At 56.9% G+C, this 19,505-nt stretch carries 14 protein-coding genes; 8 read left to right on the forward strand and 6 right to left on the reverse strand.

Annotation, left to right across the window (positions count from 1 at the left end; genetic code table 11):
* Window positions 1-347: 347 nt before the first annotated feature.
* The 3 genes from AAEZ03_RS15710 to xseA form a co-directional block, all read right to left on the reverse strand.
* Window positions 348-4,583, reverse strand: coding sequence for a dermonecrotic toxin domain-containing protein (locus AAEZ03_RS15710; RefSeq protein ID WP_350579808.1), 4,236 nt, complete (start codon window positions 4,581-4,583; stop codon window positions 348-350).
* A gap of 119 nt (window positions 4,584-4,702) precedes the next feature.
* Window positions 4,703-5,527, reverse strand: a complete 825-nt coding sequence (locus AAEZ03_RS15715) for a peptidoglycan DD-metalloendopeptidase family protein (protein WP_350579811.1) — start codon at window positions 5,525-5,527, stop codon at window positions 4,703-4,705.
* Window positions 5,528-5,531: 4 nt separating this feature from the next.
* Window positions 5,532-6,911 carry an exodeoxyribonuclease VII large subunit gene (gene xseA, locus AAEZ03_RS15720; protein ID WP_350579813.1) on the reverse strand — a complete coding sequence of 460 codons (1,380 nt, stop codon included), beginning with the start codon at window positions 6,909-6,911 and terminating at the stop codon, window positions 5,532-5,534.
* Between the two features lie 79 nt (window positions 6,912-6,990).
* Between xseA and AAEZ03_RS15725 the strand changes: the two genes are divergently transcribed.
* The 4 genes from AAEZ03_RS15725 (at window position 6,991) to guaA (ending at window position 11,718) form a co-directional block, all read left to right on the forward strand.
* Window positions 6,991-7,737 (forward strand): sulfite exporter TauE/SafE family protein, encoded by a 747-nt coding sequence (locus AAEZ03_RS15725; protein ID WP_123751415.1) that lies wholly within the window; start codon window positions 6,991-6,993, stop codon window positions 7,735-7,737.
* 150 nt (window positions 7,738-7,887) lie between these two features.
* Complete coding sequence (locus AAEZ03_RS15730) at window positions 7,888-8,436, forward strand: sugar ABC transporter ATPase (protein WP_123751416.1); 549 nt, start codon at window positions 7,888-7,890, stop codon at window positions 8,434-8,436.
* Window positions 8,437-8,567: 131 nt separating this feature from the next.
* Complete coding sequence (guaB, locus tag AAEZ03_RS15735; protein ID WP_048367064.1) at window positions 8,568-10,037, forward strand: IMP dehydrogenase; 1,470 nt, start codon at window positions 8,568-8,570, stop codon at window positions 10,035-10,037.
* Between the two features lie 103 nt (window positions 10,038-10,140).
* The gene (gene guaA / locus AAEZ03_RS15740) at window positions 10,141-11,718 is read left to right on the forward strand and encodes a glutamine-hydrolyzing GMP synthase (protein ID WP_048367063.1); all 1,578 of its coding nucleotides are present in this window, start codon (window positions 10,141-10,143) and stop codon (window positions 11,716-11,718) included.
* A 290-nt stretch (window positions 11,719-12,008) separates the two neighbouring features.
* Here the strand turns inward: guaA and AAEZ03_RS15745 are convergent, their stop codons facing one another.
* A complete protein-coding gene (locus AAEZ03_RS15745) occupies window positions 12,009-14,420 on the reverse strand; it encodes a TonB-dependent siderophore receptor (protein ID WP_350579818.1) in 2,412 nt (803 codons plus the stop codon).
* 161 nt (window positions 14,421-14,581) lie between these two features.
* On the reverse strand, window positions 14,582-15,457 hold the full coding sequence (locus AAEZ03_RS15750; protein ID WP_350579821.1) for a LysR family transcriptional regulator: 876 nt from the start codon (window positions 15,455-15,457) through the stop codon (window positions 14,582-14,584).
* Window positions 15,458-15,589: 132 nt separating this feature from the next.
* Between AAEZ03_RS15750 and lldD the strand changes: the two genes are divergently transcribed.
* The gene (lldD, locus tag AAEZ03_RS15755; RefSeq protein WP_350579824.1) at window positions 15,590-16,729 is read left to right on the forward strand and encodes an FMN-dependent L-lactate dehydrogenase LldD; all 1,140 of its coding nucleotides are present in this window, start codon (window positions 15,590-15,592) and stop codon (window positions 16,727-16,729) included.
* 13 nt (window positions 16,730-16,742) lie between these two features.
* Window positions 16,743-17,771 (forward strand): FUSC family protein, encoded by a 1,029-nt coding sequence (locus AAEZ03_RS15760; protein WP_123751420.1) that lies wholly within the window; start codon window positions 16,743-16,745, stop codon window positions 17,769-17,771.
* Between the two features lie 29 nt (window positions 17,772-17,800).
* On the opposite strand, the gene AAEZ03_RS15765 is transcribed toward AAEZ03_RS15760, so the two are convergent.
* On the reverse strand, window positions 17,801-18,112 hold the full coding sequence (locus AAEZ03_RS15765) for a hypothetical protein (protein ID WP_123751421.1): 312 nt from the start codon (window positions 18,110-18,112) through the stop codon (window positions 17,801-17,803).
* A gap of 117 nt (window positions 18,113-18,229) precedes the next feature.
* Here AAEZ03_RS15765 and AAEZ03_RS15770 point away from each other — a divergent pair, with 117 nt between their 5' ends.
* Both AAEZ03_RS15770 and AAEZ03_RS15775 read left to right on the forward strand, forming a co-directional pair.
* Window positions 18,230-18,787 carry a putative periplasmic lipoprotein gene (locus tag AAEZ03_RS15770; protein ID WP_123751422.1) on the forward strand — a complete coding sequence of 186 codons (558 nt, stop codon included), beginning with the start codon at window positions 18,230-18,232 and terminating at the stop codon, window positions 18,785-18,787.
* A 161-nt stretch (window positions 18,788-18,948) separates the two neighbouring features.
* Window positions 18,949-19,482 carry a chalcone isomerase family protein gene (locus AAEZ03_RS15775; protein WP_350579848.1) on the forward strand — a complete coding sequence of 178 codons (534 nt, stop codon included), beginning with the start codon at window positions 18,949-18,951 and terminating at the stop codon, window positions 19,480-19,482.
* Window positions 19,483-19,505 lie beyond the last annotated feature (23 nt).

The following is a 19,505-nucleotide window of genomic DNA, read 5'->3' on the forward strand; positions in this document are numbered from 1 at the left end:
AAGTGGCTCGCTGAAGAAATACAAAGCAGGGGAGGACGAGGCAGCGCGTTTCAGCTTTGCAGTCGTGCACTGACGAGGCAGAGGCTTCGGTGCTGGCGTAATTGAATGAGGGTATGAGGTGTTTTCATAGGCTCAACCCTAACCATTGCGCCAGAGGTTGGCAAGCGGCCTGAAAAACATTAGGAGAATTGCGTGTTTAAAGCAAAAAATCGAATTTATATGGCGCCTTAAACTATAAACATTTAGAAAAATTGTTCAGATTAGGCGTATGGCATTCATCTTGTGCTGCATAACTATTTAGCTGATTGTCAAAACCCGGCCAGCTAACGCACTGGCCGGTGACCGCTCTACGTCCGGCAAATAAAGCCTTGTGTAAGACCGTACGGCGGTGCGTCCTGTACGCCACCCACAAAGGTCATGAGTTTGCCCTCGGCCCGTGCATTGGTGAGCGCCAGGGATAAGGGGGACAACGGGTTCTTATTGATCATAAGGGTGACTGCATCGTCCAGTTCGGTGACTAGCGCCAGTTCCGCTCCTGCTGCTCTGTGCAACTGCATGAAGTTGATGGTTTGCGTGCCTGTTCGTTTGAACACCAATTCACTGACCCCGGGGATGTCCGCATAAATGGTGTAGCCGAGCCGCTGAAGCAGGCTACGCATGACTTCATTGAGTCCATTGGCAGTGCTCAGTTTTAATAAATCGCCGGCTTTCAATGACACGTCGATCCGGTCAAACCAGGTCGGCGTGGCACGTGTTCGAACCAGCAACGTTTTAGGGCGAATGTTTAGGGTTGGCGTCAAGAGGCTCAAGGGATCGCGCAATGCTCCAGAGCTTTGTGGCAGATGGCCGGAAAACCAGCCATACAACGTTTCGGTCAATGTGCGCATGCGGGTTTGTGTGAGCAACCCAGTGGTGCTGTCGGACAACATAAAAAGACGCTTGGCCACTACCTGTGCAGATTCTGTCGTCAGGCCCGGCAGAGACTTGAGGACGTAATGCCAGATCGGTTTTTGCAGCAGCGGCTCCTTGATCGCCCACGCTCCTCCCTCAAGTTCGGCCAGGCGCGGTTGCAAGTACTTGTTTTTCAAGAGAAGCTTTTCCAGTTGCTCATAGGTCGAAATCACCTGACCAGGTTTTTTCAGGTACACCTGTATATCCAGTGGCACGTTGCCCTGAGGCAAAATATCGAACCACTTGCTGTCTTTTTTAATCACTCGAAGATTGGAGCTGCTACTGACTTCATAAATGGGCGGATTCAGGCTGACCGGGATGTAAGTTTCGCCGGGAGAGGTTCGAGCCCAGTTTTGCCATTCGCTGCTGCTGACGGTGCTCGGTGCGTTAGTGCCGCTGGAGGGAACCGGTTGAGGCGGTCTAGGTTGTACCGGCTCATCATCCACAATGGGGCGCTTGCGCTTGTTGCTCAATGGGGCCGCGCGTGAGGTGCCGGGCACGGCGGGAAGACTTTGCGCCGGGGTACCGTCCAGGCCTCCTTTGAGAAAGTGCTGGGCCCATCGAGGTATCTCTTTATGTGCGACTAGGAACTCGGCCAGAGAAAGCTCCATCTGGTCTCGACGAGGGGCAGGAAACTGGTACTGATCGAGCAGTTTTTTGGCTTCATCCAAGCTCAAGCGTGGGAAGGCCTCGCGCACCCGGAACGTGGCCAACGAATATTTTCCGCCCCCCAGCAAGCTCAACTCCGGTGTACCGATACGCCATAGACCATCTGTGCCCAGACGAATCGGATCACGGTACCAAGCGCGCGGGCGACGCATATCCATCACTCGCCAGGTAAGGCGGTCAGTGTCATACACCACCTGAAACCAGTGCGCTTGCTGATGGATAAAGTATTGGGAAAACCCACCCTGCTTCGGCGGCCTTTCATAGATACCCGCATAGGCACCATCTGTGCGTTTGGTCAGCCCTTCGACGCCCTGTTTGTAGGCCATTTTCGGATGCAAGGCCAAGGTCCCTTTCGCGGGCAATTTGATGAGAGCGGTTCCAATGTCCACCCCCGCATCCACCCAGCGTTCAATCATGCCGACAAAATGCCCAATCGCTTCACTCTGATTGCCCCGTTTCAGCGCATCAAAACCATGCCACATCTCGGTCAAACTGCGTCCCAGGGCAATCATGGCCGTGACTTTAAATGGCAGGATAATCGTGACGATATCCACCGCTGTTTGAATGCCGCTCCACACGGCCAGGCGGTTGCTTTCAGTTGTCGACAGGCTCAATGCATCTGCGTTGGCCAGAGCGTACTCGATCTCGGCCAAACACGTTTTTTCTATGAAGTTGCCAGTAATTTCTGTGTCTCGCACGTTGGCCGCTCTTAGCCCTTCAGTCACAAGCTGCTGGACTCGGGCTTTAGCGCCTTCGCTGACTCGCCCAATCAAATAGCTGGCCAATGCAGGGGCATTGAGGAACTTATTGGCCATGTGCGCGCGATTTTCATACTCGCGAAATCGCTTGCCGTCAGGCGCTTCAGGGGTATAGACGACCATGGCACTGACGGGCGGCAGCGGTTGAGGTGTGATGAGGTTCAAATTCAAGGGGTCAGGCTCAAATGCCCCTGAAGGCGGGGCCAGGATGATGAGCACCCCGCGCACCGTCGCCTCACCGATCAGCAATTGATGCACCTTCAGACGGTGCCCTTCAACGATGGCGGGTTGTTCAGGGTTATCAACCTCATTGAGAACGGCCTCGACCCAGCGATAACCACGGTCCAGGCGGTCTGGCGAGAAGTCACCGGAGATCTTCGCTTCCAGCGCATCTACGCGCATCTGCGCAACCAGCAGTTGGGCGGCAGTGTCACGACGTGAAATGGCTTGCGGCGAGTCAATGAATCGGTCCCGCAAGAAGGCCGCATAGTTGTCACCGATATTGACTGTGCGAACAATGTGCTTGATTTGCGCGGCGCTCAGGTCGTTCATCCGTGGGCCACCCGGGCTGCCTGTTGTCACAGAGGCGGTCAATGCATAGTCAATGTCCAGGCTCCCGACGTTCTCCAGAGCCAACTGCGACAGTGTTCGCGATGTACTCACCAGCCTGATGGACGGACCTGTGCGGGAAAGACTGTTCACGGCCGTGTAGGAAGACGTGGCGTAGGGGCTGATCGGGATCGTCGGGCCAGCGCCACGCTCAGCTGCCGTTGTGGTGATAAACACGGTGTCAGGGTCAATGAACAGGCCGTATTCAGCCTGGATATAGTCCTGTAACTGATCGTGGGCGTAGCGCAGCAAAAACGCTTTGTCGCCGTATTGATGGGCTGAAGGCTCGCCGTTAGCGTGGGCAATGAGGCTGATAGTGCGGTAATGCGCAGACGCTTCAAACCAGGCCTGACGGTCAGTATCGTTGGCTTTGCGCAGCCATTCCCGAGTTTTGTTGCCCATACATTTGGCGATGCGCGCAGTGAGGGCGTTAGCCTGTTTGAAGCGTGGAATATAGTCCAGCACATGCTCCAGGTGTTCACTCAACTGGGCGGGCGAGACTGTTTTGGCTAGCGACAATGCATGTTCCAGATTGGCTTGACGCTGTTCGTCATGCACCCTGAACCAATAGTCGAACACTGACTCATGAATCTCCTTGAAGGTAAATTCAAGCGATGCCACAGCCTGTTCGGTCAGTGCCCTGACCCGCATCAGATCAGTGGGTGACAAGAGCTCCAGCATTGACTCGAACTCGGTGATTTGCGTGTGACGGCGGTTCAGCTCGACCTCTAAAGCCTGCAAGGAAGCAAAGCCCTGCAAACCGCCTGAAGGGGTGTACAACACGGCCTCACCGGCATTGGCTTTGGCATTGATCTCTGCTTCTGTCGTTTTGTCAGAAAGGCGGGTTATGCCTGAAGCGTCAACGGTTGCGGAGCCGTCGCGTGCGGTCATGACCCAAGCTCCCGCAAACGCAATCGGCGGCTCTTTTGATTCGTCCTTCAGTGTCAGGGCATAAATAGCCGGGCGCGAACTGACCGGGAGCGCAGCCCGGGTGCTCAGCGACGGGTAACGCACCACATCATTGATCAGTTGCACCTGGCCCGGTGTCAGCGTGGCATCGTGGGACAGCAGTTCGGTTTCAGCCTTGAGCACGTCTTTGAGCTTGTCGAGCAGCCAGGATTTGCGCGATTGAGTGCCGGTTTGGCTGCTTTTATCCTGCCAAAACTGCGCCGTGTGGGTCTTGCAGTCACTGGCAAAAAAACGTCGCGCTCTGGATATAAAGCTCTGCAAGTCGCCCACTTTCACAGTGACGGGCGATGAATCATCCACAACCTTAAGCGTGGCCTTCAGCAGGTTGTATTCCGGAGCATGCCCGTCACACAGCGCCTGTAGCAGGATATCGAGCACACTTGAGAGTTGCGTATCGCCCTCTTCGCTGATCAGCAAATGCTCAGGATCAAGTGACTGCTTGGCATGGGAGAAGGTGGCCTTCAACTCGCTGTGTATAAATGATTGGAGGGTGGGTTGCTCAGCCAGCAGGGTCTGGATCTGAGTATCGATCTGCACCCATTTTTTGACACGGTCTTGTTCGTCTTGGGCGCTGACCGCAATCAAGTCGGCGCTCAAGTCTTGCGATAAATGGAATACATCACTCATGGGGTACGCCTCGCGGAGAAAGTTGCGAGGAGTATCTGCCAAGGTTCAATCGCGCCTGACATACATAACTAGTGCGGGGAGGTTTGCTCACGAGCAGTGGCCAAAGCCCTGCGTTTTCGCTAAGGCTGAAAGGCTCCAATAAAGATCGCCGGGTCTACGCGGGCGTCGTTCAAGCTGACGTTCCAGTGCATGTGCGGCCCGGTGGCGCGGCCGGTTGAGCCGACTTTGCCAACCACATCGCCACGCGCCAGTTGCTGGCCAAGCTTGGCGTCGATTTTCGACATGTGGCAGAACATGCTGATAAAGCCCTGGCCATGGTCGACAAACACGGTGTTGCCGTTAAAGAAGTAATTGCCGATCAAGATGACTTTGCCCGCTGCCGGGGTTTTGATCGGTGTGCCTGCGGGCACGGCGAAGTCGAGGCCCGCATGGGGGTTGCGCTCTTCGCCATTGAAGAAGCGGCGCACGCCAAACTTGCTCGACAGCGGGCCGTTGACGGGTTTGTCCAGCAGCAAGTTGCTGGGCGTGTTCGGGCTGAAGGTGCGGTACGCCTTGATCTGCACCGCCAGTTCGTTGTCGATGCGTTTGAGGTCGTCCGGGTTGGGGTTGACCTGACGCTGGTTTTTCAGGGTGATGTGCTGCTCGGGGTACTTTTTGTTGCCCACGTTGAAGCTCAGGCTTCGGCCGTTGGCATTCAGTGTTTGCGTACCCGGCTTGACGGTCAGCGGGATGCCGACAATGGCGCGCCAGGTGTCTTGCTCTTTGACTACCAGCACCGGTTTGCCGTCGTATTTGGCCTCTGGGCGTTGCGCGCCGGTGCCCAGCTCGATCACTGCCACGCCACCCGGTACCGGCTTGTTGAGCAGTCGGGTGATGTAGCTGTCGGCGGCCGAGGCATTGAAAGCAAGGCACAGCAATAAAGCAGCAGTTAAAAAGCGTGGCATCAGCTCAATCCAGTAAAGAAAGGGTCACGGGTGTCAGGTGGTTGTCTTCAACCCGCACCTGCAATTCGCCTTCGCCCAGTCGTGCCTTCAGGCGCTGGCCATTATGGGTCTGTTCGGCGCTGCGAATAGCGTTGCCGCGCTCATCTAGCAAAATGCTGTAGCCGCGACCCAAGGTGGCCAGCGGGCTGACCACGTGCAGGGTTTGCATCTGGCTGTGCAGCGTCAGGCGACGGGCCTTGAGGCCTTCGCGCATCGCCCGTGGCAAGCGTTCAGCAAGGCTGTCCAGGCGCTGGCGGAGTAAGGCTAGTTGACGACCCGGATGTTGCGCTGACAGGCGTGTTTCGAGACGTATCAAGCGCTCACGGCGGGTATTGAGGCTGCGCTCAAACGCGCGGCGCATGCGCATGTCCAGATCGTCGAGGCGCTGTGCCTGCTGGCGCAGTCGTTCACCCGGATTGCGCAGGCGCCGGGCCAGCCCATCGAGGCGCAGGCGGTCGCGCATCAGGCGATCGCGGATACGCATGACCAGTCGGCGCTGCAGGCTGTCGACGCGGCGTTGCAGGTCGCTGGCGTCCGGCGCCAGCAATTCGGCCGCAGCAGACGGCGTCGGCGCCCGCACGTCGGCAACAAAGTCACTGATCGACACATCGGTTTCGTGCCCGATGGCACTGACGATCGGCGTCACACAGGCGTCCACCGCCCGCGCAACAGCTTCTTCGTTAAAGCACCAGAGGTCTTCGAGCGAGCCGCCACCCCGGGCCAGAATCAAGGCATCAAAGCCCCTTGCATCGGCCAGCTTTAGCGCTCGGACAATTTGCGCGGTAGCTTCACGGCCCTGCACGGCGGTGGGGATCAAGGTCAGTTCTACTTGCGGTGCACGGCGGCGGAACACGCTGATGATGTCGCGGATCACCGCCCCGGTTGGCGAACTGATGATGCCAATGCGCTGCGGGTGAGCCGGCAGCGGGACTTTGCGCTCGGCACTGAACAAGCCTTCGGCGCTGAGTTTCTCTTTAAGGGCATCAAAGGCCAGGCGCAATGCACCGTCACCGGCAGGCTCGACGGTATCGAGGATCAACTGGTAATCGCCGCGCCCCTCAAACAGCGACACCTTGCCGCGTACTTTGACCGCCAGGCCGTCTTTCAGCGCCTGGCGCACCCGTGCAGCGTTGTTGCGAAACAACGCACAGCGCACTTGGGCACCGCTGTCTTTAAGGGTGAAGTAAATGTGCCCAGACGCCGGGCGGGCGAGGTTGGAGATTTCGCCCTCGACCCAGATATTACTGAACACGTCTTCGAGCAAGACCCGCGCGCGGCCGTTGAGCTGGCTGACGGTCAGGACTTCCCGGTCGAGATTGAGTCGTGCAAAGGGATCTTTAATCATGCCGGCCATCATAAGGGCGGATTGTTTTGACTGCACCTGCTGGTTAAAGTCCGCGCTCCAAAAATAAGGAAGCGCAGCAATGGATTTGCCTTTTACCGGCGGTGAATGGGTGTTGATTGAGCTGGCCGTAGCGCTGGCTTACATCGTGTTTGGTGTGGCGGGGTTTGGTACGGCACTGGTGGCCGGGCCCATTTTGATCCTGTGCCTGCCGCTGTCGAAGATTATCCCGCTGCTGGTGCTGCTGGATTTTGTCGCCGCCTTTGGCAACTGGTTGCCCGCCCGTCGTGACGTGGCGCGTGCGGAGTTGCTGCGCTTGCTACCGTGCATGGCCGTGGGTTGCATCATCGGCGTGGTGTTCTTGCTTAACCTGCAATCGGACCTGTTGCTGCTGTTGATGGGCGTGTTTGTTAGCGCCTATGCGCTGTACAGCCTGGCGGTAAAAGTTCGGCCCAGCCAAGTGGCGGCGGGGTGGGCGGTGCCGACCGGGGTCATAGGCGGGTTATTCGGTGCGCTATTTGGCAGCGGCGGCTTTTTATACGCGCTGTACCTGAATGCACGGCTGAACAAGGACGCGGCGCGGGCCACGCAAAGTGCGTTGATCAGTTGCAGCACCGTGGTGCGTTTGAGTCTGTTCGTGATCGCGGGTGTGTACACCGACGGCGAATTGTTGTGGTTGGCCGCCTTTCTGTTACCGGCCATGGCGCTGGGGCTGTGGATAGGGCGTAAACTGGCGATCAAATTGTCCCGCGAGGCGTTTGTCCGGCTGGTGACCTGGCTGGTGCTGGCCAGCGGCGTTGCGCTGATTGCGCGCTATTTGAGCGCTTGACCACAGAATTATCCTTTCCGACACCCTGTGGGAGCGGGCTTGCTCGCGATGTAGACAACTCGGTTAGTCAGGCCCACCGCGCAGATTCCATCGCGAGCAAGCCCGCTCCCACGGGTGATAGATTTCTTTTTTCTTATATGTGCCGTACCCATGAATTCGCAAAGCATCATCGTTCCTAAAATCTCCACCTTGCCGGTCCACGAGCCGCGTGCCCGCGCGATCGTGCGCTGGCTGGTGCGTAAAAACATCATTGAAGAAGAACTCAGCACGTGCGGGCGCAATGGCAGCGCCATGGCCTATGCCATCGCGCCGGGTGCCTCCAGTGTGGTGCTGCACCCTGAAGCGCTGCCGTTCGGCCAGCCGATCAACGGTCTGGAGATCGTCACCAAGCGTTGCATCTACACGCCGGTCAAAGGTTTTCTGGAAGAAGCAGGCTGCGCCGAGTGCCGCAAGGAAGTCGGCGAAGCGCTGTTCGACAGCCTCGAAGAATGGATGCCAGGGCACACGGACAACTTTGTTTGCCCTCTGTGTGGCCATGAAGACGACATCAACGGCTTCTTGTTTTTGCAGCCGTGCGGCTTCTCCAACCTGGGGTTTATTTTCAATAACTGGGCCGAGGCGGGGTTCAAGCAAAGCTTCCTCGACGAGTTTGCCGACTGGCTGGATCAGCCGGTGGCGTGGGTCAAAGTCGAGTTGTAAGGGCTTTTTCTGCCTCGCGGGTCAATAAATCATGGCTTTTAGCGCAAAACTCTCTAAAGGTTTCCGTTGAGAGCCACAGGTGTTTTGAGTACAATGGCGCGCTTCCATTTTCCCGCTCGGGAGCCCCAGCGATGCTGCGTATCAGCCAAGAAGCACTCACCTTCGATGACATCCTTCTCGTTCCCGGTTATTCCGAGGTTCTTCCGAACGAAGTCAGTCTAAAGACTCGTTTGACCCGTGGCATTGAACTGAATATTCCTCTGGTTTCCGCCGCAATGGACACCGTCACTGAAGCCCGTCTGGCAATCGCCATGGCTCAGGAAGGCGGCATCGGCATCATCCACAAGAACATGACCATCGAGCAGCAAGCTCACGAAGTGCGCAAGGTCAAACGCTACGAAGCCGGTGTGGTTAAAGAGCCCATCACTATCGAAGCTGACGCCACGGTTCGTGAACTGTTCGAATTGACCCGCCAGCACAATATCTCCGGCGTTCCGGTACTGCACAATGGCGACCTGGTTGGCATCGTGACCTCCCGTGACGTGCGCTTCGAAAGCCGTCTGGAAGCCACCGTTCGTGAAGTGATGACGCCTAAAGAGCGTCTGGTCACGGTCAAGGAAGGCGCCGACAAGGACGAAGCCCGTGAACTGCTGCACAAGCACCGCATCGAGCGCGTGCTGATCGTCGACGACAGCTTTGCCCTCAAAGGCATGATGACCGTCAACGACATCGAAAAAGCCAAGGCATACCCGCTGGCCAGCAAGGATGACCAAGGTCGTCTGCGTGTAGGCGCTGCTGTCGGTACTGGCAAAGACACCGAAGATCGCGTCACAGCCCTGGTGGCTGCTGGCGTTGACGTGGTAGTAGTCGACACCGCCCACGGTCACTCCAAAGGCGTGATCGACCGCGTACGTTGGGTCAAGCAGAACTTCCCTGAGGTACAGGTCATTGGCGGCAACATCGCCACTGGTGCTGCGGCTTTGGCCCTGGCAGAAGCTGGCGCTGACGCCGTTAAAGTCGGTATCGGCCCAGGCTCGATCTGCACCACCCGTATCGTAGCCGGTGTTGGCGTTCCGCAAATCAGCGCGATTGCCAACGTGGCCGCAGCCCTTGAAGGCTCGGGTGTACCGTTGATCGCCGACGGCGGCATCCGTTTCTCGGGTGACCTGTCCAAGGCCATCGTGGCCGGTGCTTCCTGCGTCATGATGGGTTCGATGTTTGCCGGTACTGAAGAAGCACCGGGCGAAATCGAACTGTTCCAGGGCCGTTCGTACAAGGCTTATCGCGGCATGGGTTCGCTGGGTGCGATGTCGCAGTCCCAGGGTTCTTCCGACCGTTACTTCCAGGACTCCTCTGCGGGTGCCGAGAAGCTGGTGCCGGAAGGCATCGAAGGTCGCGTACCGTACAAAGGGTCGCTCACCGCGATCATTCACCAACTGATGGGCGGTCTGCGTTCCTCGATGGGTTACACCGGCAGCGCCGACATCGAGCAAATGCGTACCAAGCCTGAGTTTGTGCGCATCACCGGCGCTGGCATGGCTGAATCCCACGTCCACGACGTGCAGATCACCAAAGAAGCACCTAACTATCGCGTAGGTTGATAGTGGTCGCACCCGGGCTCCAACCCGGGTGCGATACGAATTAAATCACCGGGGCTGTTTGATTCAGCCCCGTGTCGTTTCTGAAATTTATCGAGATTTAGTCATGTCCCTTGACATTCACGCTCACCGCATCCTGATTCTGGACTTCGGTTCTCAGTACACCCAGTTGATCGCCCGTCGCGTTCGTGAAATCGGTGTTTACTGCGAACTGCACCCGTTCGACATGGACGACGCAGCGATCCGCGAATTTGCCCCTAAAGGCATCATCCTGGCCGGTGGCCCGGAGTCTGTACACGAAGCCAACAGCCCGCGTGCCCCGCAAGCGGTATTTGACCTCGGCGTGCCGGTTTTCGGTATCTGCTACGGCATGCAGACCATGGCTGAACAGCTGGGTGGCAAGGTTGAAGGTTCCGAGCTGCGTGAATTCGGTTATGCCCGCGTAGACGTGGTCGGCAAAAGCCGCCTGCTCGACGGCATTGAAGACCACATCGACGCTGACGGCCTGTTCGGTCTGGACGTGTGGATGAGCCACGGTGACAAAGTCACCAAAATGCCATCCGACTTCCACGTTCTGGCCAGCACCCCGAGCTGCCCGATTGCCGGCATGTTCAACGACGAACGTGCTTACTACGGCGTGCAGTTCCACCCGGAAGTGACCCACACCAAGCAGGGCGGTCGCATCCTGTCGCGCTTCATCCTCGACATCTGCGGCTGTGATGCCCTGTGGACGCCGTCGAAAATCGCGGAAGACGCCATCGCCACCATCCGTGCTCAAGTTGGCACCGACAACGTCCTGCTGGGCTTGTCCGGCGGTGTTGACTCTTCGGTAGTAGCAGCGTTGCTGCACAAGGCCATCGGCGACCAACTGACCTGCGTCTTCGTCGACAACGGCCTGTTGCGCCTGCACGAAGGTGACCAGGTGATGGCCATGTTCGCAGAGAACATGGGCGTTAAAGTGATCCGTGCCAACGCTGCCGACCAGTTCCTGAATAACCTGGCTGGCGAAAACGACCCGGAGAAAAAGCGCAAAATCATCGGTCGCACCTTCATCGACGTATTTGATGCCGAGTCCAACAAACTGGACAACATCAAGTACCTGGCGCAGGGCACCATCTACCCGGACGTGATCGAATCGGCTGGCGCCAAAAGCGGCAAAGCCCACGTCATCAAGTCTCACCACAACGTAGGTGGCTTGCCGGAAGAAATGAACCTCAAGCTGGTAGAACCCCTGCGCGAGCTGTTCAAAGACGAAGTCCGCCGTCTGGGCCTGGAACTCGGCCTGCCGTACGACATGGTCTACCGCCACCCATTCCCGGGCCCGGGCCTGGGCGTGCGTATTCTGGGTGAAGTGAAAAAGGAATACGCCGACCTGCTGCGTCGTGCTGACCACATCTTCATCGAAGAACTGCGCAAAGCCGACTGGTACCACAAAGTCAGCCAGGCCTTCGTTGTGTTCCAGCCGGTTAAATCGGTTGGCGTGGTAGGCGATGGCCGCCGTTACGCCTGGGTAGTTGCCCTGCGTGCCGTAGAAACCATCGACTTCATGACCGCGCGTTGGGCTCACCTGCCTTACGAACTGCTCGAAACCGTGAGTGGTCGCATCATCAACGAAATCGAAGGCATCTCGCGCGTTACCTACGACGTATCGAGCAAGCCACCGGCGACGATTGAGTGGGAATGATTGGGCGTCCGGCACTGACCGGCACCAATTAGCAAGAAACACCCTTAAGCCCGCGTAATTGCGGGCTTTCGGCTTTTTGGGTCTGGCAAATTCTGGCAGCTCTGTGCATCGCCAAGCACCGTGTTGGTGTGGCTTGGTACGGCGCGTCACTTTGAAAGCGCAAAGTAACCAAGCGCTTTTCGCCCCAACCCCTCGGTGCCTCGCTGTGGCTCGGCACGCCCTCACCATCAATAACTCGCGAGCAAGCTCACGCTTACATGTGGGGCGCTGATAAGGGGGGCTTCTGACGTTTAGAAGGCGTAGACCAAGGTGGCCGTTGCGCTACGTGGGGCGCCATACCAGCCACGAGAGCCAATCGCGGTGTAGTAGCTCTTGTCCAGCACGTTGTTGAGGTTTAGCGAAACGCTGGTTTGCGGGGTGACGGCGTATTGCGCCATCAGGTCGACCACACTGTAAGCGCCCTGTGAGAACGTCTCATTGTTAGGCCCGGCACCTTTGTAGTATTCGGTGCCTTGCCAGCGCACACCACCGCCCACTTTCAATTGCGGGAGTGAGCCAAGGCGATAGCTGGTAAACAGCTTCATCGTGTCGCGAGGCACTTCAGTCAAGAGGCGCTTATCATCCGAGTCTTTTACCTCGGCATAGGTATAGCTGGCCAAGACCTGCCAATCGGGCAGAATTTCACCCGCCATTTCCATCTCAAAGCCTCGGGTTTTGGTGCCGGACTCGGCGCGGTAGGCTTGATTGCCGTCCGGCGCCAATTGGTTGCCATCAGCCACCGCAAGGTTGTCTTGGTGTACCTCAAAGACGCTCAGTGCCGCGGTCAAGCGCTTGTCCCAGAACTCGCTCTTGATGCCCAGCTCGTAGTTCACGCCTTCTTTAGGGTCCAAATAGCTGCCATTGACGTCTTTGTAGTTCTGCGGTTGGAAAATCGTGGTGTAGCTGGCATAGGCCGACCAGTGATCGTCGATGTCATACACCAAACCCAAGTAAGGCGTCACAATCCCGTTTTCAGTGCGCGAAGTTCGTTTGATAGTGCCGGTGGACAGGGTGGTGGCGGCTTCATCGCGTCTCCAGTCAATCACCCGTGCCCCAGTGATCAACGACAGATCGTCGGCCAGGCTCCAGCGAACCGAAGCGACTAAACCATCCTGTTTTTCATCCAGCGCATCACGTGAAGATTTGGTGTAGATGGCATCGGGTATAGCCAGTGAGCCATCCCATGTGTAGATGTTGTCGATGTCTTGAAACGACCACAGTGGGTAGCCATCATTTCGGTAATACGACTTGGAGTGGCTGGCCCCAAGATACAGTTGGTGCTCGCGAGTGAACAGCTCAAAAGGGCCGGTCGCCGACACGTCGAATGTGGTTTGGCGAGGCTCACCGGACCAACGCCCGGTCCACGTACTGATACCACTGCCATCTGGCTTCACAGTGCCGCTTGCGGCCGTGGCGAAGGCGTCGTCATAGCTGCGGCGACTGTGTTCGGCGTTGAACTTGAGATGCCAGCCGTTATCCAGTTCGTGATCCAGGGTGGTGAACAGCGTCTTGGTCCGACGCTTGTGATAGCCCCAGTCTGCGCCCGAGTTGAACGAGCGAGACGGGCTGAAGTGACCGCCATCGGAGGTAAACATCGGAAAACCGTGATTGCCGGCTCCTTTGTTGTCCATGTCCTGATATTCCGCACCGACTGTCAGCATCGTGTCATCGGTGACGTCCCATTCCAGCACTCCATATGCCACCTGCCGTTCCAGGGTCTGGCGGTCAATGTAACTGCGGCTATCACTGCTCGACGCGACGAAACGTCCACGTACATTGCCGCTTTCGGACAATTTGCCGGAAATGTCCAGCTCAGCACGGTAGTCATCCCAAGAACCCGCCTTAAGCGTGAGCGTGCGCTTGGTTTCAAGCGTCGGTTTTTTGCGAATCAAGTTTACGGTGGCGCCCGGGTCCCCGGTCCCCGACATCAGCCCCGTCGCGCCGCGTACCACCTCGATCCGGTCATAGGTGACAGTGTCAGAAAGGTCATCACTGAACCCGAATGTGTCAGGTCGATTAACCCCGTCAACCTGAATATTGCTGATTTCAAAGCCCCGCACATAAATGTGATTAGAGTCGCTACCGGCGGGCCCCATGCTCTCGACCACCACGCCTGGGGTCTGCTCAAGTACCTGGGTCACATCGTTCAAGTTCAAGTCTTCAATCAACTGACGTGTCACCACGCTGATCGATTGCGGCGTCTCGCGTGCGGACAGACGCAGACCGGTCGCGGTGCTTGCCGAGCCCGTGGCATAACTGTCTGTCCCTTCGGTCGTGACGCCCAACCCCGCGCCGGAGACGGTCGTTGCCGCCAGCTCCATTGAATCAGACGCGTTAGATCGCGCCAGCACGTATCGCTTGTCTCCCACTTGCTGGAACTTCAGACCGCTGCCTTGCAGCAGTAGGGCAAGGCCCTGCTCCGGCTCGTAATGCCCCTGCAACCCCGCCGTGCTCAAGCCAGCCGTTTCTTCGCTGCTAAAGCTCACTGTCACCCCGCTTGCAGCGGAAAACGTGTTGATCGCATTGGTGAGAGATCCTGCCGAAATCATGTAACTGACGGGTTCGGCCCACGCGCCGCTAGTGGCCAATAGCGAGCCGGAAAGGCTAAATGCCAGCGCGACACTGCGCAGACTGAAAGGCGGGGTAGAGGTACAAGCGGACATCCATTGGCTCCTGTCTAGGGGTAATTATGTGATCCATAGAGAGAAGACGAATTGCCAATGGGAATCTTTTACAAAAAATTTAAATTGCGTCGAACCCTTCGCAATGGCGCTCTTAAACGCCCATCGCGGTCGTTCGCTTTGGGGTATTGGATCTTGTTGGACTATCTCAGCTCTTTGGCCAGCTCTAACCAGGCTATTGCAGCCGGAGGCAAATGCGCACCGGCACGCCAAGCCAGTGCGATGTTCCAATCCGTATCTGGCTCATCAAGAGGTACCAGAGCGATGCCCGCATGTTTATGTTTTTGCGCAAGCATTCGCGGTAAAAATGCTACCCCCAAACCAGCAGCTACCAGGTCGGCGATGAAATCAATTTGCCCGCTGCGGGCTGTCACTCGGGGCACAATCGCTCTTCGATCACATGCGGCCATTATTAATGCGTTAAGTGCAAACCCTTCCTCAAAGAGGATGAATGGTGAATCCGCCAGATCACTGAAGTTGATCCGCTTGCGTCGCGAAAGCGAATGGGCGCCAGGCAGTACAGCCACTAAAGGCTCGTTACGCACTTGCTGATAAGCGAACGTTTCATCGACCGGAATCAGTAGCGCAGCCAGGTCCACCTCTCCGGCCTCCAGGCACTCACGCAGTTTCTTACTCCCATGCTCTATCAGTTCTATATTCACCCTCGGATAACGGCTGCGATAAGTGGCAAACATCTGAGCGAACAACACCCCGCAGCCTACAGGGGGTAAGCCGATCCGCAGCGTACCGCCCTTCAGATCCCGCAGATCATTGATCTCTGCGATCAGATCGTTGCGCTCTGCGAGTAAAACCAGTGCGCGTCGAAAGGCAATCTCACCGGCGGCCGTCAACTCGCTTTTATGGCCGATACGGTTCAAGAGTGGCGTTCCCAGTTCATCCTCGAGCGTTCTGACCGCCTTGCTGACTGAAGACTGAGTCAAAGACACCACCTCAGCGGCTTGTGAGAACCCTCCCTGGCGCACCACTTCTACAAACACTCGCAGCGTTCTGAGATTCATGTGTATTCCAATAGCGACTTATTTTGAGTAGGAAAAGTTGTTTTTATCATGATCAACAAACCCTTATCGTGAAATCCATTCAGCAACCTCCTGCGTCGCTGAAATTTTCTAGACACATAGGAGTTGTAGAGAATGATTATTTCATCGGCGTCCGACTATCGCGAAGCTGCCAGACGCAAGTTGCCGCGATTTCTATTCGACTACATCGACGGCGGCGCCTATGCCGAACACACACTGCGGGCCAATAGCTCTGACCTTGCCAGCATCAGCTTGCGTCAACGCATTTTGAGAAATGTTGACAGCCTGAGTCTCAAGACGACGCTATTCGGGAAGGAACAGAGTCTGCCGATCATCCTCAGCCCCGTTGGACTGACCGGTATGTACGCCCGTCGTGGTGAAGTGCAAGCGGCCAAGGCTGCGGCCACGAAAGGCATCCCCTTTTGCCTGTCCACAGTATCGGTCTGCTCGATTGAAGAGGTTGCTTCCCAGAGTCCGCAATCGATCTGGTTTCAACTCTATGTGCTCAAGGATCGCGGGTTTATGCGTAATGCCCTGGAGCGCGCTCAAGCAGCTGGCGTTACCACGCTGGTGTTTACCGTAGACATGCCGACACCAGGCGCTCGTTACCGTGATGCCCACTCGGGCATGTCCGGTCCATTCGCAGCTACACGGCGCATCCTGCAAGCCACTACTCGGCCGGATTGGGCGTTGAATGTCGGTATCCTCGGTCGCCCGCATGATTTGGGCAACATCTCCAAGTACATGGGCAAAGCCACCACCCTGGAAGATTATGTTGGCTGGTTAGGCAATAACTTCGACCCCTCCATCAGTTGGAAGGATTTGGAGTGGATCCGCGAGTTTTGGAAGGGCCCGATGATTATCAAGGGCATCCTTGATCCACAGGACGCCAGGGACGCAGTCAGTTTTGGCGCTGATGGCATCGTGGTCTCCAATCACGGCGGTCGCCAATTGGACGGTGTGCTGTCCACCGCCAAGGCTTTGCCTCCCATTGCCGACGTGGTGGGCGATGACCTGACGGTGCTGGTGGACTCCGGCATTCGTTCCGGGCTGGATGTTGTGCGTATGCTCGCGTTAGGCGCCAAGGCGTGCCTGCTGGGGCGTTCGACGGTTTACGCTCTGGCCGCCGACGGACAGCGCGGGGTCGAGAATATGCTGGATATCTTCTCGAAAGAAATGCGCGTGGCAATGACGCTCACGGGGGTGACCTCGATTGACAAGATCGATCGAACCGCACTGGTTTCAGTTGAGTAGTGAAGGTTCGATCATGTCGCAATCACTGACCGTTAAGATGTTGCAAGCGGTACGCAATGTGCCCATTGGCTACGTAGTGTGTGGTGGGATTGTCTGTACTGTGCCGGCGCTCCTCGCGGCTCGCTTGCACAACCCTTTGTTCTGTTGGTCAGCGATTGCCGCATTCTGGAGCTATCTGTCGATTCCGGGCAATAAGTCCGCAAAAGATTGTATTGTCGGCCTGGTTTTCGGCATGACCGGCGCCGTGGCGTCAGGGCTAGGTGCCTGGACGATGGAATGGCCGCCGCTGGCGATAGTGCTGTCGGCCCTCTTCGCGTTTGCGGGTGCTTACGCCCAGGTTTGCGGCGCGCGCATCAGCATTCCTGCTTTGCTGACAGCGACGGCATTTGCGGTATCCACTGCATTCCCGGCAAAGGACTTTGCCCAGGGACTGGATTATGCACGTTACTTTCTCTACGGCAGCTTATGGGCTACAGGCTCCGCATTACTGTTCCAATGGTGTCAGAACGATCATTCTGATGCTGTTAAGCCGCCAGTTTTATGGTCGGCCCTCAGAGAAAATTTCACACCCAAATCTAACCTCTTTCTGCATGGTCTTCGCGTAGCGCTGTCGGGAGCCCTGTCAGTCTGGATGGTTCAATTGTGGTCGTTGCATTACGGCTACTGGATGACCCTCACGGTGTTTCTGATCATGCAGCCCTACATGTCTTCAACGTTGAAGATGTCTCTGGAGCGCGTCGGTGGCACCTTTTTGGGGGGAGCCATTGCTGCCGTTCTTGGTTACGTAATCCATGATCCGGTTTTGTTGGCTGCACTGATACTGCCTGTCTCTATTGGCACCCTGGCTGGGCGCTCTGTGAGCCACATCAGCTATTTAATGTTCCTCACTCCCCATTTCATTCTGGTCGCGCAGATTGGCCAGTCAGGAGGATCGGAGCTCGATTTGGTATTTTTACGGATGCTCTACAGCACCGGTGGTGCACTTTTAGCGATCATTGCTTCGCTTGTGATTTTTCCTCGCTGGCAAACGGCTGAACCGTAAAGGAACGTGCCGTCTCTTTTGCCATTGCGCTACCGCCGACCTTCACACACCGGTGACTCGCCAATGCGGCCTTGCTTGCACAGGTCCAGGTTGTCCCTGCGCTTGAACCCTGCGTCCTTCATGCAGTAGAACCGCGTCAGCACAACATCAATTGGCGAGGTGTCGCCCACGCCATCAAGGTTGGTATAACCGCAAGCACGCATGGCGTTGTCGACGCCTGCTTGGGTGACGCCCTTTTTGTACCACTGTGTGTAGGCTCCGGGCGGCGGTTGAAAGCCCCTTCCCGTACAGCCAACCAGTAACACAGCGCAAAAACTCAGCAACAGGTACTTCGTGCTCATGGCGCTAATCCTTTAGGGGTTGGCTCGGATAAGGTGTGAAGCTCCCACAGCGTACAGGGAACTTTCCTTCAGCAAATGGTTCAATACGGTCCTTCTCTTAACGTGTTCAAGGATCGAATGAAAACTTATCTGGCATTTCCGTTAGCCATCGCACTCGCTGTTGCGATGACCGGTTGCAGTAGCCGCAAGGCGGGTGATCTTACGTCAGCGCCGGTGGTGCCACTGGTCATGAATGATCATCAAGCCAGCGTGACGTTCCGCACCATCGGCGGTGAGGGCGATCACCCGGTCAGTTACATGTACGGGTATACCAATATTGGTATTGATAGCGCGGGTGACCGGGTTTATGACACGGCTTACTTCAAGCGCATACCGGCGTATCTAAAGCGAATGGCCGGTGGCACTGACAGCATCAGCAAGCTGGTCGAGGCTGACAAACCGTTATACGTAGAAGGGCAGGTCAAGGCCAAGCAGTTCACCTTCAACGGTATCCCCATGCCGACACCGTTCGACAAAGAACAGCCCGTTGCGCAGCAATTCACACCACAAGCCCAGAAGAGTTACGTGGTAGAAACCGTGATCGCCGACACTTGGGTTACGAGCGTGTATGAAGTGTCTACAACTGGTGAACGCAAAGCCGTTGGTGTTCCGGCTAAAGCTGCCACTGCCAAGTAATCGCTCCGTGATGCAACCACGTCAAAGCCCGCTTAATTGCGGGGTTTTGCTTTCCGGCGTCGCGCTCTTTTATCCTCCTTTCATACATAACCTGTACAAATCAATAAATTCGTATAAGTTTTCAAGACGTCCATTGAGTGCTCTGGAGGTCTCGCATGGTTATGCCGATGGACCGCTTGACCCGCTGCGTGATCTGCCTTGCTGTGCTGCTTCAGAGTGCAGAACTGCTGGCGAATTGGCGTGAGGCTTTACCCGATGCTCACCTTCTGGGTAGCGGGGAGATGCGCATGTTCGGTTTCTCGATTTACAACGCGCGTTTCTGGAGCCCGCGCCAACCCTTGGGTGCCGACACGCCTTTTGCGCTGGAGCTGACCTACAGCCGTGCGATCAGTCGCGATGATTTGGTCGAGGCCAGCCTCAAGGAAATACGCCGTCTCACCCCGGGTTCTCTGAGCCCGGAGCTGGCGGCGCGCTGGGAGCGGGAAATGCAGCAAGCGTTTGTCGATGTACGCCCCGGTGACCGCATCACCGGTGTGTACAGGCCTGGCGAGGGCGTGCGCTTTTACGTCGGCGACACGCTGCAGCACGTGGTGAAAGATGATGCGTTCGCCAAAGCCTTCTTTGCGATCTGGCTGGACCCGCGAACCCGCAACCCGCAGTTGCGTGCCCAATTGCTGGGCGAGGCCAAACCTTGAGATGGGCCCGCATCGCAGCCTTC

Source organism: Pseudomonas sp. HY2-MNA-CIBAN-0224, from assembly GCF_040310285.1.
In the GTDB taxonomy this organism is placed as follows: Bacteria; Pseudomonadota; Gammaproteobacteria; order Pseudomonadales; family Pseudomonadaceae; genus Aquipseudomonas; species Aquipseudomonas helleri.